This window comes from Enterococcus sp. LJL51 (assembly GCF_054871795.1).
Genome location: NZ_JBTXLW010000005.1, coordinates 211,717 through 228,785, shown reverse-complemented (window position 1 = coordinate 228,785; position 17,069 = coordinate 211,717). Strand labels below are relative to the sequence as shown.

The following is a 17,069-nucleotide window of genomic DNA, read 5'->3' as shown; positions in this document are numbered from 1 at the left end:
CAGAATGCAAGAAGAAGCTTTCAGATGAAAAAACAGGTTCGATTTATCGACAACGGAAAATCGATGTAGAACCAGTGTTTGGGCATCTAAAGGCTCATTTGGCGTTCCATCGTTTCCATTTACGTGGAAAACAAGGAGCGAAGATTGATGTTGGTTTGGCTCTCATGGCACTAAATCTAAGAAAATTAGGAAAATATATGGAGAGAAAGAGAAGGGAAGAAAAAAAAACAAGCCCGATTTTGACATTCATCATCAAAATCGAGCTTATTTTCTTTTTGAGAGTGGATTATGTCCCACTCCCGATTACAAGGTAAACGAAGCCTATAGGGAATGGGCGGAAAAAGAATTTGATTTGTATGGGCGTGAAATTAAGCGGGGCAACGATATAGATGAAATGAGCCGCTTAGCCATAGAGCTGCGTGAAGGGGTGGATTACGACACCGGACGTCCTCTAACTGATGTAGAAAAAGCCCAGCGCTGGTCCATCGTATTGAGCAGTATTGCTCAAGTGAGTATCGCAGCGTATTATGCAGGACATCCGTTGACTGTGGATGATGTGGTGTTGAAGGATAAGGGAACTAGTGGGGCTGTTCATGAAACTGGTGGAATCAGGTAGAACATGGATACCTTGGGAGGAATAAGAAGATATGGCAATTTATATGTTAATGGTTAAGGATTTTGAAGACGAAAAAAGAGTTGTATATAGTATTGGTCCTAATGAAAATAGATTAGGAAAAATTGAATATAATAAAATCGAAAAGAAAACATTTCTTTTGCAAAAAGTTGATGATGAAAAAATTCCGGATAAAATGTATGTACAATGGGCAACTCAAAGAATAGGACAGATACTTTATCGAGAAGACGGGAAATTTCCAGATAGAACTTCTGTAGAAAGATAAATGTAGAAATAAAAAGGTATTTTATCATGAGACGGGTAATCAATTGATAAAGTCTTGAATTAGTTTGACGAAAGGTACTAGTAATTTAAAAACTAATACCTTTATTTACATAGAAAGAAAAGCCATTTTAGGATATTAAAAACTTGAAAGGAAGATACTTTATGGAACCGTGGTATAAAATTGATAAGAAACTAAAAAGTGGTGAATACTCTACTGAAGATTTATTTAATTATTTATCACATGATAATGATGGTGTACTGTATAATACCCTTTCGGTAATTGCAGAAAACAAAATTCAAGATATATTGCTTATTGAAAAAATAACAAAAATAGCAACTGGAAAAGATATAGCTTTAACTAAGGGATTGCCTGGAGTAACTATCAAGTTTGTTGCGATAGCAACACTAAGAGAATTAGGTACTACAGAGTATTTTGATTTGTTGAATGATGAAGAAAAGAACATAGTGCTAGGTGCTTTTTCATAATAAAGATTTTAATGAGCTTTTAGCTTTGAAAACGATGAAAGTTTATCGAAACTATTTTAGAACAATTGGTATTTGATTAGTTGTCAGACACAAGCTAGTTTATGATGAAAAATTTAGGTCTCGCTTACCAGTTTAATAGATTCTGAGGGTGAAATAGGAAAGGTATATATTGAACTTCGTCATCTGTATAAATATTTTATAAGCAAAGTGTGTTTCTACCAGTTGAGGTAAGTGCGCTTTGTCTATTTTAACTGTTAGTAGATAAGGGAGTTAATTTGATTTGGCTCAGTTGGATAAAAGGCTCTACGGGAAGAGTCAAGCTAGTTGATGATACGTATATACGTACACATGATGACAAAGCAACTATCATACTAAGAGATAAGTGAGATGAGATAAATGAAAAAACTAACAATAGAACAGTCTTTTAAATACTACCTTTCTTCTTTAAATAGATTAGGTATGAAAATAATTAATTTAGAAGATAAAGAAATCAAACATCAAATATTTGAAGAATTAGCGATTGATTATCCAGCTTCTTTTAGTCAATATACACGGGAAGTATTAGAAGAAAATGATATAATTGATAGAAATATTTCTCTTCTAAGTAAACAGCTACAAACAAAGCTTTTAGAACTCGAAAGAGGAGAAGTTTTATGGCATGTAAAAGCAGTAAAAACAGCATCAGAATGGAAAGAAATTTTGCAATTGTCTGATGAAATCAAGAAATTGATACATCAAAAATGGACAAACGAAGAGTTAGATTTTTTATTAGGTAAATAATTCTTTTTACTATTAGATGTCCTTAAGTTATCAATGGATAACAAAAATGCTAGCTGTATTTATTTTACAAAAGTGTAGTGTTTTTCTATTAATAGAATTAGTATTTAGCAAATTTTTTGGTGTTATTGAGGAGGTATTAGCGAATCAAAAGCTGATACCTTTTGGTATGTAAAAAAACAAGATATTTATATTGCTCTCTTAATAAACTCAGTGCTGGTCACTGGGAACAAAAGTGATTGACCTTCCATGCGTTTTCTTCTATGCTGTTTACAGAAGTGAATGCTCTAAAGGCAGCGGTGAATACTGGTTTGGCGCAAATCAAAAGCGGCAGTGCCTACAATGCAGAATACGGTGTCTTTGATATGTCCCGTATGAATATGGACTGGGCGACAACGATTGCAGAAAAGGCAGCCGACTGGCGCAAGCGCAAACTAAAAGAAGAAGGCATGGACCTTGATGAGAAGCTGAAAACCAGAAGATACGTTCAGGTTGATTTATATGGAATGAAAAGCTGGATGTGGCTGGAAAATCCACCGTATATTTCAGCGGATGATTATAAGGTAAACGAAGCCTATAGGGAATGGGCGGAAAAAGAATTTGATTTGTATGGGCGTGAAATTAAGCGGGGCAACGATATAGATCAAATGAGCCGCCTAGCCATAGAACTGCGTGAAGGGGTGGATTACGACACTGGACGTCCTCTAACTGATGTAGAAAAAGCCCAGCGCTGGTCCATCGTATTGAGCAGTATTGCTCAAGTAAGTATCGCAGCGTATTATGCAGGACATCCGTTGACTGCGGATGATGTGGTGTTGAAGGATAAGGGAACTGTTAACACTAAAACAGATTTTGGTGCAGAAAATCCAGTATCTGGGAACGATTGGAATAATTATTTTAAAGAACAGTATGGAATTGATAATGTTAGATGGAAAAATCCAGTTACTATTGATGAAATTTTTGATACACCAAGCTTTTTACTTGGAAAAAAATCCTAAGGATATTGTCGATTTATTAAAAAATCAGGGGTGGACAGTTACTCCGCTAAAAGATGGAAGATATGCCGGAATCTCTTTTGATGAAGGGGGAGGATATAGTATGAATCCGCCAGTTGGAACTAGTGGAAGTTCACGCTATGTTCAATATCATCCGGGAAAAGGTCATCATGGTGAGTTTCCATATTATAAGGTTTCTGCTCCAAATGAACCAGTTGTAAGAATTTACTCTAATGGCAGATATGAACTGGATTTCAAAAAATTAGGAGTTAAGACTTACCATATTGAAAGGTGATAAAATTATGAGGTATGATATAGAGGAATTATCGAAGATATATGAACTTTTTATCAATGGAATGAAATTTTTTTCCAGTGATTTTAATAAGCAGAGCCAAAATTTAAAACATGCAGCTCTTTCTGATGAATTAGCCTCCGATTTTTTGCACACGGATTTTGTGAGAGCAGAAATATTATGTGAAAATGAATGGATAACAGAAACGCAAATGGATTTAATGAAAAAAATTAAATCCATATTAGAGCAGATGAGTTTAGAGAAAAATTTATGGAGTGATGCTGCTGTGAAAAATTCTATAGAGTGGAAAAAATGTCGAGAAATAGGAAAAGAATTACTTGAATCATTGGGGTATTAAGTTGTTACTTAAGTTATGTAGAATTAGCTACTTGTTGATATGCTGTTTTTTATAGTTTATAGTTTATAGTTGTATCCAAGCACTGTCTTTTGGCAGTGCTTTAGCCTTTTTAAAATATAGATAAGAAAAAATCCAGAGTTGGTCCATCGTATTGAGCAGTATTGCTCAGGTGAGTATCGCAGCGTATTATGCAGGACATCCATTGACTGTGGACGATGTGGTGTTGAAGGATAAGAAAACTGGTGATCAGGTAATAAAAGAGAATATATCATATGAGAAAGTCAGTGGGACAGTGGACGATTCTCCATATGATTATCCAAAAGATATAGACGGAAATCCTATTCCTCTTAATAAGCATGGTGAGGTGGGAAATGAAATACCTTTACCAGATCCTCTAGCAGAAGGTCGTCCTCACACTATTTTGGGCGGGAAAGCTAGTTCTAAAACTGGTGAAGTATACAGACAGCTGAATTTAATGGATCATGGCTAAAAGTGGATGGGTATGATGTACCCTTAAGTGAAGTGCATTGGGGAAATCATGGACAACCCCAAGATCATCCTGATGTTCATCAACATGTTTTTACTTACGATTGGGTTCAAAAACGTTGGATACGTGGAGGAGTGGAAACATTCCATTTTCCAAAATAAAAAAAGAGGTGGTGTGTTATGGAATATTCGGTGGATTTATTTATCAAAGAGGAATATATTATTGCTTTGGGATTAACTGAAATACTTGTTCATTGGGGGAATGAATGGTTTTCACAAGATCCACAGCAATTTTCATTTAATGAAGAATTAATTTTCAAGAAAAAAGAGGATATAAATTTTTTTAAAAAATCATATGCCCTATTTATGAACAATGCTGAGATAACTGATAACTATATTGGATTTAGATTATTAGGTGAGCATGAGCTAATTAAAGACTTGGAGTGGGCTGTTAATAAAGAAAAGTCGGAATTAATTGATAATAAACTGCTTAATTTTTTTAGAAAAGTTTATGCATTACCTGACTTCATCGTCTTTTTTGTAAAAAATGGAGATGAAATTGATAAACATATCAGTGTTGATAATGAAAAAGAAATGGTAAATGCAATTTGTGATAGGTTGGATTTGAAAAATACTTTAGGAGGAGTTTTAATAACTAAAAGTGTTAAATAAAAAAATTTGATTACAAGGTTGACAATAATGACATTATAGAATTGATTCAACCCACAGCACATGGTTGGGAAGGGCTAGCTTTATATTATCATCTTGATTCAGGTTGGTACGAGGAAAGCCTTTGGGAAATAAAAGATAAAAAAGTACACTAAATCAATTTCAAGGTTTAGATATAAACGAGTTGAGATATATATAGTCTAAATTAATTCTAAAAATAATTTGTGGAATATTAAATAATGCAATCAAAGATAGTAGGACTGTTTGGATTGCTTTAGCATAAAAAACGCGAATCCCTTAACTAATAGAAATGCATGCATAATATTAGACGACTAAGGATTGAGATTTGGCAAAGTAGCTGTTTGAAAGCTATATTAGAGAAAAATATAATTAGAAATATTTTACATGAATGAAAAAAATGACAAACTTTCAACAATAATTCCAAATAAAATGAAGATTTTAATTTAGGTTAGGAAGGTTTTGAAATGATCAATTCAGAAAAAGTAAAAATATTACTAGAAGAAAGAATAAAATTATTACCAGATGAGCCAAAAGTTAACAGAATTTGGGAAGAATTAATCGAGATTTTTTCAAAAAATAAAAAAGAAACAAATGAATATTTAGCAATGGCTTCGAGAAAGCAAATAGAATGGATAAGTGAGGTTTTTGAAGATATTTCTGAGAACTTGCAGAGCAAAGAATTTATTAGTTTACTCAAAGAGTTAGAGAAAAAATTTTCAGATTTAGATTTATCTGTTGATATTTTATATGCTGAGAAAGCATTAAAAAAATAAACATACAAAATGGCACTCTGTTACTGGATTACCAGTCAAATCAGAAATCCTTGATAGAGAGTATACAATTACTAGTTGTTAACAAAGCTATATTTATTCTACAGAAATTTAAATTTTTTCTACTAGTATAATAAGTGTTTGGAAAAACGTTAATATGATAAAAAAGGTTTAGTGATTTAAATGACAATTCACTTGAGTAATATTTCAATTTCTAACATAGTAAGGTATTACAAAAATGGTAAATACATTGATTTTCATAAACCAATAGGAAAGATAATATTATTTGGAAAACAATAAAAAGGAGAGTAAAGTTGTGTGGAAAAAGTTATCTTTAAAGAATGTTTCAAAAATTGAGCGATGTGTTGGTGAATATAATATTTGGATGATAGGAATTCTTCCGTTTGGTAAAATGAAAGTAAAAATTTATGAAGATAAATCAGGCACTTTCTCTGGTTATACAGATATTAATATAAAATTGAGGTCTGATGATAATTACCCAGAGTCTGCTGTTGGTTTTGGTAAAACTCAGCAGGAAGCATTGAGTGAAACAATAAAAAACTTTAACGAACTTTTAGAAAGAGAATATCCAAAAGAACAGTTTCCAGAAGGTTTATCAGATGACCATATTGAATATACAGAACCATCAGATTTTTAGTAATATAGGAAAAAATTATGCCATCTGATTGGCATTAGTTAGTAAAGCTTTGAATAGTATACAGGTACTTATTAATTAACTTGAACGAATATTTCCTAATATAAATTTTGTTATAAAATACAAAAAATAATTTGGAGGTTAAATATGTATCAATACGAAATATATTTCGCAAATGATTATCTTTTTGAAATAATGACAGACCTATCACAAATTATGGGAATAAAATATGATAATGATAAACTACAAAAAGTATTTAAGTTTAAGGAAAAGAATAATGCAGAAAATCTTTTTATCAGCTATGAAGAAAATAGACAATATTTTATTTGTATTGATTGCGATAATGTAGATTGGATATATCCTTTAATTGTAAGATGTTCTGTTAAACAACATGAAGGAGTTAATAAGTGTATGTTGGAATGGGATAATAGAATTAGAGAAGAGTATGGACAAGATTTAACAGAGCGGATTGGCAATAGCTATGGAAATGAAGATACCTTATTAAAAAGAATTGAATCAAAATATAAGATTAGTATTTAATAAAAAAGACACTCTATCACTTGTTAATCAAGCTGCCAATGGCTAAAAAAACAACTTGTGATTATTGTACGAAAAATGCAGTGTTTTTCTATTAATGGAATTAGTATTTAACAAATTTCTAATGTTATTGAGGAGGTATTAGCGAATCAAAAGCTAATACCTTTTAATACATAAAAATTAAGATATCCACATTACTTTCATAAAAAAATCAATACCTTCAACCACATTGAGTGATGATTTCTTATAAAATTCAGTATTGGTTATTTAAAACAGAAGTGATTGTCCATCCATGCGTTTTCTTCTAAGCTGTTTCCAGAACCGAATGCTCTAAAGCCAGCTTTGAATATTGGTTTGACTGAGATAACAAGCAGCTGGCTAGTCCAAGTGCAAACTGAAAGAAGACGGCGTGGATCGTTATGTACGATGAGGTAGGGACTTGATGAAAATTTATGGATAATATCACCAGATTAGACGGTTTTTAAGAAAAGAGGAGAGGGAAAGTTAAATGAGAATAACATTTGATGCTGTAATACCGGCTGTTGATAGTGGCCGATTGTTGATGAAGATACCTGCTGAAGCAGCTGCAGGATTAGAGAAGGAGACAACACAAAAGGTACGTGTAACAATTAATGATAAAACTTACATATGTAATCTACTCTGTAAGATGGATGGCTTCTATCTGCATATTATCAGTAAAATAAAAAAAGATATAGGCTTAGGTGCACCCACTTCATTTACCCTTGAATCTATTGATAATAACGAAGAAAAACAGGAAGGGATTCACGGACAGGTTTTAGCTTGGGAAACAACAACATGCAAATCATTAATGCAAAAGGTTGGTATGAAAAAAGATGCACGTGTGATTGATTTCGGTTGCGGGTATGGGCACTATACAATTGGCTGCTCGCTGGCATTAGAACAAACAGGCGAAGTGTTTGCAGTAGATTGTGACGCGAAAGCATTGAAGTGGATCAAGGAAAAAGAACAGAGATATGCAATCCATAACATCAAAACTATTCATACAAATGGAGCTTCAGCGCTTGATTTTCCTGATAATAGTATAGATGTGATTTTGCTTTATGATATCGTTCATATTCAAGATAAAGAATCAAAAAATTCGATGGCGTCGATTCTTTTTAAGGAAGCGTACAGAGTGTTGAAAAAAGGTGGGATACTCTCAACACTTAACTTCAGCGGTGATCTTAAAAAAATGATGATTGAAAATGAAAAGAAGGCGATGACTGTTGAATCCATAGAACGTGAAATCCTTGAAACAGGATTTGAGTATAGTCATTCGGTAGCTGATGGTATTCATTTTGATTGGTATCACAGCAAATACAGATTGGAAAAGGGCTTATTGTTTAGTGAGTTGGAAAGAGGCCATATTTATAATTACGTGAAACCGGGATAAAAATTTATGTCACAAAGATGGATTTCATTTTAGTTCTAAGTATGAGCGACCCACGGTTATGAGAATATTTAGTGATAACGTCATTCAATACGGAATACATCAAAGCCTTTTTCAAATGAGGAGAGATAGATTTGAAATCAACCTATAAAATATTAGAGCAACTTAGAAATAAAGAGTTGTCAACAAAGGAAATTGAAGCTTATTTAACGATTGAAGATACATTACTGATGTATCATATTGTTGGATATATTTCGATGAATAGTATAGATACTTGTGAGGTAAAAAAATATTTGTTGGAAATGTCATTTAAAGATGATGATAAGTTTTATGCCAATGGCTATTTATTAAGTCACATAGGTACAGCTGGATTAAAAGCCTTGGGGCAAATGGAACAATACAATAATGCAAAACCAGTGGAAAAAGAAAGAGTGGACTCGTTATTGGAAGATTGGAAATGAATCAGCGAACAGACTGGAAGTTACACGAATTATCTATTGATAGTGACTTAGCTAGTGTCGAAGAGCAAGGGAAGTAGTCGAGCTAAAATTGACTTTAAAGATTTGGGAATTGGGATGTACCCTATTGAAAGGTGTTAAAAGTATGAACTACGATATAGAAGAATTATCAAAGATATATGATTTTTTTATTGGGGGAATAAAATTTTTTTCAAGTGATTTTAATAAGCAAAGTCAACATTTAAAAAATGCAGTTCTCTCTGATGAATTAGCTTCTGATTTTTTGTATACAGATTTTGTGAGAGCAGAAATATTATATGAACATGAATGGATAACAAAGAAGCAGATGGAGTTAATGAGCAAAATCAAACTCATGCTAGAACAGATGGGACTAGACAAAGATTTATGGGACGACGATGCTGTTAAAAATTCTGAAGAGTGGGAAAAATGTCGGAAAATGGGAAAAGAATTACTTAAATCATTAGATAATGGCGAATGATTCAATTAGTATAGGAGAATGAAAATGAAAAAAATAGATAAATGGAAGATGGAAGAAGAACTGCAGAAAGCTTTAGCAATAGAGTTTGTTAGTGACTATTGTAGAGAGAATAAGTTATCAATTAATAAATTAGAAAAACAACGATTTAGTCTAAGTTATAATGAATGTGGTTTTCTTCAACCGAGTGATGTAAAACCAAATGGTCTTATAAACGATCAAGAAACTATGTCTAAAGCTACATTAATAATTAGAAAAAGTGGTGATGAGTTGATAATAGAGGAGACACCTTATACGAGGGAGTATTTAAAAAAATAGCATAGAAACTCTTTTTATTTTGCGGCGTAATTAATAGAAAGTGTTAGATGTTCATAGATAACAGGAAAGTCTTGATAGGGGGAGAAGTTTTAAACAAATTTATCCTTTCACAATGCATCAAAAAAAGCCCTTCTTCACAACTAAATAAACCACCTAAGCAAAGGCTGAACCAGTTTTTGCTTAGGTGGTTTATTATTATTCAATCGTAGTTAATGCTTTTTCCGGGACAGCCTCTCTGGCTACTTCTTCGTAAGTTTCAATGTACGCGCCCTTGTTGTACAGCTTTAAGTATTTTCCAGTGGTTAATTCGCTAATGGCATTGAAATCGACTTCTCTTGTTTTACCATTTTCATCAGCTGCTTTCTGGATATACCGGGCGGTTCCATAGCCGTTAATCTCATCGGCTTCTTTGGTTTTTACGTATACTTCGCCTTCGGAAACAAGGGGATTGAAACGATCAACGATTCCTGCAAGCTCACCGGAAGAATTTCTGGTAAACAAAACCAGTCCTCCTAATAGAATAACTCCTGCTGCTAGTAACCCTGCTAATCCTTTGACTAATTTCATAAATAAAATTCCTCTCTTTCTTTGGGGGGGGGCTGAAAATTTCGAGACAGTTATTCTTGTGTGCCGTTGAAATCTCAAACACGTATTGGTAAGACAAGAGCTATTTTATCATGTACAGAAATTTTGAAATCCGTCTACAGGTTGATTTCTAAGTCAAACTTATTGATGAAAGACTATCCTGCGGATGGCTTAGTTTTTCTTTGCTTGGAGCACAAAAACGCCTTTACAACAGCTGATCCTTGACGAACGATTGTAAAGGTATTTTTGCTTTGAACGGAGTTTATTCTATTTTTATAGATTGGACTTATACATAATCCTGAACGGTTGTCTTGCTTTTTACTGCTTGTGAGAAGTCAGTAAAGATGCGCTGAGTAATATCGATTCCTTTTTCTCTGGAAATATACCAGCAGAACACTTGAAAAGGAATAATCGCTAGATAAGGAGCCTTGCGTTCATCTTTGCAGTTTCCTAGGGCTAAAGTATGTTTGTCTGCTGCAGCCTCAGAGCGTAATGAAATTGTAAAGACATGAGAAGTATGTTTTTGCTCGTAGGCTTTTAAAAGTCCTGCTTTTTCAATAATTTCAGGCCTTGCCGGCGTATCAAGGAAAAATAAGCGGTGCTCCGGATTGATTTCTAGATAAGGTCCATGCATAAAGGCTTCAAGTTCAACCCCTTGAGAAGGAACCCGAATGGTTTCTGAAAATTTTGTCTCCATTTCCTTTGCTGTACCGACAGCAGGACCATAGGCAATAGAGGTAAAGCGCGGTGCTTGTTGAAAGTCCTGACGGTGCTGCTCAAAGAAAGCTGTCGCACGCTCAATTGACTGATTAAAGCGGCTGGTCAATTCAAGGAACTCATCCAATTCAGCAAGCTCTTGTTCTTCGGAAATTAAGCCTTTCTTAACACCGATTCTAAGACCTAAAAGCATCAGTGCCAGTACAGTTGCCGAAAAGCCCAAGGTCACATAGCCTACTCGTTCACGACCGGATAGAATATCTAATGTAGTCGTAGTAACTTTTGTGATTTCACTGTCTGGAATACTGGTAACTGCCATTGTATGAACGGAATGATGGGCGGTTACCTTAGCCATAGCTTCAATGGTTGAAGTGCTTTGTCCGCTCTGGGAAATACCTAAAACGACCTGCAGCTCAGGATCAATTTTTTCATAATGAGTAAAGTTGTAGGGCTCTTCGATCGCCAGCTTCACCCCGGCAACAGCCTCGATATAATACTTGGCGCTTTTGGCTGCATTGATACTGGAACCAGTTCCCAGAACCAGCCAGTTATCAGCAGTTAAGCTCAGACCTTGGATCGCCTGATCAATATTTTTAGGATAGCTTTTAATTGCGTTTGTCAGCTTGTCCTGTTCTTCTAAAATATAAGAAAGCATTGTGGGTTTTGTCATGTTCATGGACTCCTTTGTACTAGGGACTGTCTGAAATGGTCATTTCTCAATCATTTTAGGCAAGTCCTAATTAAAATAGTTGATTAGGAAGTTGGCAATGCCATCTTCTGTATTTGTACCGGTTACATATTTCGCCTGGCTTTTTAGCTGATCAACAGCATTTCCCATCGCCACACTGACGCCGGAGGCCTGCAGCATTTCCAAATCGTTCAGACCATCGCCAAAGCTGATAATCCGTTTTTGAGGAACCGCTAGGCTTTTTTGAATTTGTTGGATGGCGGTGGCCTTATTTACTCCTTTGGGAATCAGCTCGATATTGTTTGGATGGGAGGAGGAAACAGAAAGTAAATTACTTTTTAAGAGTATTTCCCGAATAGCATCGAGTTCTGATTCCCGTTCGTCAGCGATGACAATGCCGTTAACGATCCGTGTGCTGACAGACATTAAAGTGTCTAGAGAATCAACGAACAGAAAATCCTCTTCTCCATTAGCAATGCGGGACTGATCATTTCTCTGCAAGTATTCCGGCAGCTGTTCTGTGTAAAAAACGGTATGTTCTCCAAAGAAAAACATCGGCAGCTGACAAGCAGTTACTGTTTCATAAACTAGCGCCAGTGCTTCTTTTGATAGCTGCTTTTTATGCAGTGTTTCATTTACTGAGTAAATACTGCCGTTTGATGCTACAACCTGAGTTTGCAGGGTTAGCCGCTGAGCGACTTGGAGAGCCGAAGAATATTTGCGCCCAGTGGCAACATAAAACTGATGACCTTCGGTTTGCAGCTCAGTAATGACAGTTCTGGTTTTCTGAGAGATATTTTGTTCCCGGTCAACTAGTGTGCCATCGATATCCATAAAGATTAAGTGTTTTTCCATTACGTTGTTCTACCCTTTCTAATGCCGCAGGACTCGCGAATAATCAAATCTGGCGAATGCAGCTCAATAGAACCAAGCGGCTCCTCGTTGATTAGCTTCAGCAGTCGTTTAACGGCTAGCTGTCCTAATATTTGGTTATGCTGATTGATTGTTGTGATGCGGGGAATCTGATACTCTCCATCTGGAAAGCTATCGCAGCTGGCAATGGCGATATCATCTGGACAGGAAAGTCCGTGATCCGCCAATGCCCGAAAAGCACCCACAGCCACTCGATCATTGATAGCTAGAACCGCATCAGGCATTTCTTTTTGTCGGATGATTTCTGTCATGGTTTGATACCCATCCTCAGTATAGAAATCGCTTAAGTAAAGCAGAGAGGAATCAAAAGTGCTGTATAGTGAAAGTGCCTTTTCGAATGCCTGAACCCTCTGAGTGGTAATTTTAACGCCAGGTTCTCCGCCAATAAAACCAATCCTTCGATAGCCGAGTGCTAATAAATGCTGCATGGCTAAAAAAACACCTTTTTCTAAATCACGTTCAAGAAAGGAGCAGGAACAGTCTTTTTGCTTTTGACCGACAATCAGCACAGGCACCTGTTGATTCAAGTGCTCCAAGGCCAGTAGATATTCCGGATTGGGTTCATCTAAGTCGATTTCGCCTCCGAGAATCAGAACCCCGTCTACTTTCTTTTCAAGAATGGTGTTGAAGGTATCCCGCTCAGTAAAGCTGCTGTCTGCCTTTTTTTGGTGTCCTGCAGTCATTGTATTGAAAAGCAGCAGGGAATAGTTTTGGTCCTGACTGGCAAGTTCAATTTCTGAAACAAGAGAAGTGAAGTACGGGTTAGTAATATCTGAAACAACGACTGCCAATGTTCGTGTTTTATTTGAAACCATGCCTCGGGCGAGCATACTGGGTTGAAAGCCTTCTTCCTTGATGATTGCCTGAACCTTAGCTCTTTTAGCAGGAGAAACAGATGGATGATTATTTAAAACACGGGAAACTGTTGAAACAGAAACACCGCTTTTTTTTGCTATTTCTTTAATCGTTATATTCTTTTTCATGTGAAAGGTCCTCCTCACTTCTTAGTGTATGTTAGGTATGAAAAAAAATCAAGAATTTTTGGTAACGTTTCTAAAATGTTTTAAAAAGTATTGACAGACGTATTTGAGTGAGGTTATTATAAGCGTGTAAGCGAAATCAATATATAATTATTTGGTAACGTTATCAGATTGCTGAGGTGAGTAAAAATGATGCAGACTGTTTTGGCTGTTGATTTAGGAGGAACAAAGATATTGGTAGGGGAGGTCACCGAAAATGGTGAGATTCTGTCCAGTGAAAAATATCCTTCGAATGTAGAAAACCAGCGGGTTGCTGTAGATAAAATAAAAGAGGCCATAAAAGACTATTTACATAACCACGTTCTTCACGGAAAGCTTGTGGGTATTGGGATTTGTGTAGTTGGTCGTGTTGATACTGAACAGGGCGAATGGCTGGAAATCCACCCCGGTCTTTCAGAAAAGATTTTTGTTGCTGATGAGATAAGCGGGCTGTTCCATTTGCCGTGCTGGGTAACGAACGATGTTTCTGGGGCTGCCATGGCTGAAAATATGCTTGGAGTGGGAAAAAAAGTTAAAGATTTTGTCTACATCAATATTGGTACAGGAATTGCCGGACGGATTATTACAAACGGCAGGTTAATCACAGGAGGACACTTCAATGCCGGTGAGGTTGGTCACATGGTTGTTGATATGAACAGTGAAGAGCAGTGTGCCTGCGGACGGACTGGCTGTGTAGAGCTGTTTGCTTCAGGTTTAGGCATGCATAATCAGACGATGAAGCTGGCAGCTGATTATCCTGAGAGTTCGCTGATTTCAGCGAAGGAGGAGAACAAGCGGATCTCATTTCAAGCGTTAATTCAAGCATATGAGGCAGAAGATTTGCTGGCACAGAAGGTAATTAATCAAGCGCTGCAGGCAGCGGCGGCATTGACGATGAATCTGGTTCGCGTCAGCGATCCTGAAGCGGTTGTATTCGGCGGTGGTGTGATGAACAGCGGGTGGTTTTTGAATCATTTGGTAACGTTTCTAAATGAGAAAACAATCCGTTTTGTTACAAAAGGTTTTTCTGTAACAGCCCTTGATCCTAATGCCGTGGCTTTGAAAGGAGCAGCAGCATTGGTTTTTATAAAACAGAAAGGAGAAAGAAAGAATGCATAATTTAGAAAAAGAACTGAGAGCTTCCGGCTATATCCATCGGCCGCTTCCTTTGGAGAGAACCTGGTCCTTTGAAAAACAGCAGCTGGACAAAGAGGTCATTCTGGCACAGCGGGCATTAGTTAATGATTACCGCAGTTGGCAGCATCGAGGGCGAGGTGAGATTGAAACCGCTTCCGACTCAGTTTCTTTGTTTAGCAGTACGCGCTATGATTCTTGGGCGGAAGGGGCGCCTGAGGATGGCGACTATGTGAACTTTGGTGAAGTCGAAGCTTATCTTCCTCTTACCAGAGAAGATTGGACGGATTTTACCCAAATAAAACTGGATATTTCAGCTGCTTGTGTGAATGTCGTCAATCCCTATGTAACGATTACGCTGGAAAATGACGGTGAAATTAAGATTCCAGATATCTACAATCGGGAAGGAACCCACGTTATCAATTTAGAAGGACAGTCGGTCAGTACCTATGTGCTTGATATCAGCAATTTACCGAGGGAAGCGGTTATCGGTATTCGAATTTTTTCCGGAGCAAATGGTTCCTATATGAATCTTCCGGGGCAGCTAAGCTATACCATCAGCAATGTACGTTTGGAGAAAAATCAACATAGTACTTCTGCCAAGGGCTGGCAGGCTCCTAATAGGGAAATTGTGTTTTCTCATATCGGCTATCATCCTCAATTTACGAAAACAGCTATTATTAATCGGGATGATTTTTCTGAAATGGGGTTTATATTAAACGATTCAAAAACCGGAGCTATCGTCTTCCAAGGGGACATCCAAACAGCTGAAACAGAAAATGGTCGATTTGGCTTGCTAGACTTTTCAGAGGTTCAAAATGAAGGTGAATACTATCTTCAAATTGGTGAGGTAAGGACTCAGCCGTTTCAAATTGGTCAGGTAACTGCGCTGAAAGAAGCGTCTATCTGGAAATCCTTAAACTTTATTTTCTGTGAGCGCTGCGGCTGTCCTATACATGGTATCCATGGAACTTGTCATGAGGATTTGACAGTGGAGTATAAAGGAGCGTTAGTCAATTTCAGCGGCGGCTGGCATGATGCTGGCGATTTGTCACAGCAATTGGTCCAGACTGCGGAAGTAACGGCAAGTCTTTTCGAAGCCGCAGAAGCGGTGCAGGAAAATGAATCCTTGTATCTGCGGCTGCTGGAGGAAGGCGAGTGGGGCATTGATTTTATCCTGAAAACACGTTTAGACAGTGGGGATCGGATTACCAGTGCAGGAATTACTCGTTGGACAGACAATCGCATTGGCACGATGGATGATGCTCTACCTCGAATTCACAACAGCCCCTATGATAATTTCCTGATTACAGGATTACTGGCAAAAATAATTAAAACACTGCCGGTAGAATATGTATTGAGGGAAAAGCTGCTTCAGGTGGTGAAGGAAGATTATCTTCATGCACTGTCTGGATTTGAACAAACAGGCTTTAAGCATGAACCTGTCTTTTGGGAGCATACCTACAGCATGTCTAAAAGCGGATTTTTAGCAACGATGTCTTGGACTGCAGCGCTGATGTATCAGTTGACAGCGGACAGCAGTTATTACAAACAAATGACGGGCTGGTTTGAAGAGCTTCTGGAATGTCAGGAGCATGAGGGAATCCAGTTAGATGACGGCACTATTTTGAAAGGAATGTTTTATCGAGATGAACGTCATCAGGTTTTTCAGCATTTCAATCATCAGGCGAGAGAGCACCTCTATGCTCAGGCGTTTGAAGAGGTACTAGCTGTCGTAGGCAACCAACACTCTGCTGAATGGCGGGAGCGGGCAGAAGAGTATGCAGGATATCTAGCATATCTTGGTCAGTTTACTGATCCGTATCCAATGTATGCCAGCGGTGTCTATAAAGAGAACGAGTGGCAGGAAAAAGAAAGCTTTTACAAACAGCATTTACTTGTGGACGTAGAAGCAGAAGACAGCTATCAAAAGCAGCTGCAGCAGGGAATAAAAATTGGTGAAGGGTTATATGTAAAACGCTTTCCTGTCTGGTTCTCCTTCCGCGGCAACAATGGCATTCTGCTCTCAATGGGAAAAAGTGCAGCAGTGATGGGACGTCTTTTGGAAAAGCAGCAATTAGTAGATATGGGGCATCAGCAGCTTCAATGGATGGTAGGTAAGAATCCATTTGGGCAATCGATGATATATGGTGAAGGTTATAACTATCCACAGCAGTATTCTGTTTCTTCAGGAGAATTGACAGGAGAGATGCCGGTTGGGATGCAGACCTTTGGCGATGAGGACCAGCCGTACTGGCCCCAGTTTAACAATGCCACCTATAAGGAAGTCTGGGTTGGTATAGCGGGGAAATGGCTATCATTGACAGCAGAGTTAATCAAATTTGAAAATAGAAAAGGGGAATAAC

At 37.0% G+C, this 17,069-nt stretch carries 23 protein-coding genes; 19 read left to right on the top strand and 4 right to left on the bottom strand.

From position 1 onward, the window contains the following. The 17 genes from ACYSNQ_RS07575 to ACYSNQ_RS07495 all read left to right on the top strand — a co-directional run. Positions 1-314 (top strand): transposase (locus tag ACYSNQ_RS07575; protein WP_426082300.1); only part of this gene is annotated, 314 nt, incomplete at its 5' end. 38 nt (positions 315-352) lie between these two features. Further along, positions 353-616 (top strand): hypothetical protein, encoded by a 264-nt coding sequence (locus tag ACYSNQ_RS07570; protein WP_426082299.1) that lies wholly within the window; start codon positions 353-355, stop codon positions 614-616. Between the two features lie 31 nt (positions 617-647). Beyond that, positions 648-899: a hypothetical protein gene (locus tag ACYSNQ_RS07565; protein WP_426082298.1), complete on the top strand. Its 252-nt coding sequence runs from the start codon at positions 648-650 to the stop codon at positions 897-899. Between the two features lie 161 nt (positions 900-1,060). Continuing rightward, on the top strand, positions 1,061-1,384 hold the full coding sequence (locus ACYSNQ_RS07560) for a hypothetical protein (RefSeq protein ID WP_426082297.1): 324 nt from the start codon (positions 1,061-1,063) through the stop codon (positions 1,382-1,384). Positions 1,385-1,780: 396 nt separating this feature from the next. Then, entirely contained in the window at positions 1,781-2,164 is a 384-nt protein-coding gene (locus ACYSNQ_RS07555) for a hypothetical protein (RefSeq protein ID WP_426082296.1), read from the top strand. 236 nt (positions 2,165-2,400) lie between these two features. Next, positions 2,401-3,159 carry a hypothetical protein gene (locus ACYSNQ_RS07550; RefSeq protein ID WP_426082295.1) on the top strand — a complete coding sequence of 253 codons (759 nt, stop codon included), beginning with the start codon at positions 2,401-2,403 and terminating at the stop codon, positions 3,157-3,159. Continuing rightward, positions 3,143-3,451 carry a hypothetical protein gene (locus ACYSNQ_RS07545; protein ID WP_426082294.1) on the top strand — a complete coding sequence of 103 codons (309 nt, stop codon included), beginning with the start codon at positions 3,143-3,145 and terminating at the stop codon, positions 3,449-3,451. The genes ACYSNQ_RS07550 and ACYSNQ_RS07545 overlap by 17 nt, the downstream gene beginning before the upstream one ends. 7 nt (positions 3,452-3,458) lie before the next feature. Beyond that, the gene (locus ACYSNQ_RS07540) at positions 3,459-3,806 is read left to right on the top strand and encodes a hypothetical protein (protein WP_426082293.1); all 348 of its coding nucleotides are present in this window, start codon (positions 3,459-3,461) and stop codon (positions 3,804-3,806) included. Between the two features lie 169 nt (positions 3,807-3,975). Beyond that, the gene (locus tag ACYSNQ_RS07535; RefSeq protein WP_426082292.1) at positions 3,976-4,296 is read left to right on the top strand and encodes a hypothetical protein; all 321 of its coding nucleotides are present in this window, start codon (positions 3,976-3,978) and stop codon (positions 4,294-4,296) included. Positions 4,297-4,472: 176 nt separating this feature from the next. Next, entirely contained in the window at positions 4,473-4,964 is a 492-nt protein-coding gene (locus ACYSNQ_RS07530) for a hypothetical protein (protein WP_426082290.1), read from the top strand. Between the two features lie 482 nt (positions 4,965-5,446). Further along, the gene (locus ACYSNQ_RS07525; protein WP_426082288.1) at positions 5,447-5,755 is read left to right on the top strand and encodes a hypothetical protein; all 309 of its coding nucleotides are present in this window, start codon (positions 5,447-5,449) and stop codon (positions 5,753-5,755) included. Positions 5,756-6,068: 313 nt separating this feature from the next. Beyond that, positions 6,069-6,410 carry a hypothetical protein gene (locus tag ACYSNQ_RS07520; protein WP_426082287.1) on the top strand — a complete coding sequence of 114 codons (342 nt, stop codon included), beginning with the start codon at positions 6,069-6,071 and terminating at the stop codon, positions 6,408-6,410. A 144-nt stretch (positions 6,411-6,554) separates the two neighbouring features. Then, a complete protein-coding gene (locus ACYSNQ_RS07515) occupies positions 6,555-6,947 on the top strand; it encodes a hypothetical protein (protein ID WP_426082285.1) in 393 nt (130 codons plus the stop codon). Between the two features lie 505 nt (positions 6,948-7,452). Beyond that, complete coding sequence (locus tag ACYSNQ_RS07510; RefSeq protein WP_426082284.1) at positions 7,453-8,358, top strand: class I SAM-dependent methyltransferase; 906 nt, start codon at positions 7,453-7,455, stop codon at positions 8,356-8,358. Positions 8,359-8,489: 131 nt separating this feature from the next. Continuing rightward, positions 8,490-8,816 carry a hypothetical protein gene (locus ACYSNQ_RS07505; protein WP_426082283.1) on the top strand — a complete coding sequence of 109 codons (327 nt, stop codon included), beginning with the start codon at positions 8,490-8,492 and terminating at the stop codon, positions 8,814-8,816. A 124-nt stretch (positions 8,817-8,940) separates the two neighbouring features. Beyond that, positions 8,941-9,312: a hypothetical protein gene (locus ACYSNQ_RS07500; RefSeq protein ID WP_426082281.1), complete on the top strand. Its 372-nt coding sequence runs from the start codon at positions 8,941-8,943 to the stop codon at positions 9,310-9,312. A gap of 24 nt (positions 9,313-9,336) precedes the next feature. Continuing rightward, a complete protein-coding gene (locus ACYSNQ_RS07495) occupies positions 9,337-9,627 on the top strand; it encodes a hypothetical protein (protein ID WP_426082280.1) in 291 nt (96 codons plus the stop codon). A gap of 195 nt (positions 9,628-9,822) precedes the next feature. On the opposite strand, the gene ACYSNQ_RS07490 is transcribed toward ACYSNQ_RS07495, so the two are convergent. The 4 genes from ACYSNQ_RS07490 to ACYSNQ_RS07475 form a co-directional block, all read right to left on the bottom strand. After that, positions 9,823-10,194 (bottom strand): YxeA family protein, encoded by a 372-nt coding sequence (locus tag ACYSNQ_RS07490; protein WP_426082278.1) that lies wholly within the window; start codon positions 10,192-10,194, stop codon positions 9,823-9,825. 304 nt (positions 10,195-10,498) lie between these two features. Then, positions 10,499-11,599, bottom strand: coding sequence for an SIS domain-containing protein (locus tag ACYSNQ_RS07485; protein ID WP_426082277.1), 1,101 nt, complete (start codon positions 11,597-11,599; stop codon positions 10,499-10,501). Positions 11,600-11,665: 66 nt separating this feature from the next. Beyond that, a complete protein-coding gene (locus tag ACYSNQ_RS07480) occupies positions 11,666-12,472 on the bottom strand; it encodes an HAD family hydrolase (RefSeq protein WP_426082275.1) in 807 nt (268 codons plus the stop codon). Then, positions 12,472-13,533, bottom strand: a complete 1,062-nt coding sequence (locus ACYSNQ_RS07475) for a LacI family DNA-binding transcriptional regulator (protein WP_426082274.1) — start codon at positions 13,531-13,533, stop codon at positions 12,472-12,474. Before ACYSNQ_RS07475 ends, ACYSNQ_RS07480 begins: the two co-directional genes overlap by 1 nt. A gap of 186 nt (positions 13,534-13,719) precedes the next feature. Here ACYSNQ_RS07475 and ACYSNQ_RS07470 point away from each other — a divergent pair, with 186 nt between their 5' ends. After that, entirely contained in the window at positions 13,720-14,688 is a 969-nt protein-coding gene (locus tag ACYSNQ_RS07470) for an ROK family protein (protein WP_426082273.1), read from the top strand. After that, positions 14,681-17,068: a glycoside hydrolase family 9 protein gene (locus ACYSNQ_RS07465; protein WP_426082272.1), complete on the top strand. Its 2,388-nt coding sequence runs from the start codon at positions 14,681-14,683 to the stop codon at positions 17,066-17,068. The genes ACYSNQ_RS07470 and ACYSNQ_RS07465 overlap by 8 nt, the downstream gene beginning before the upstream one ends. Position 17,069: the final 1 nt, after the last annotated feature.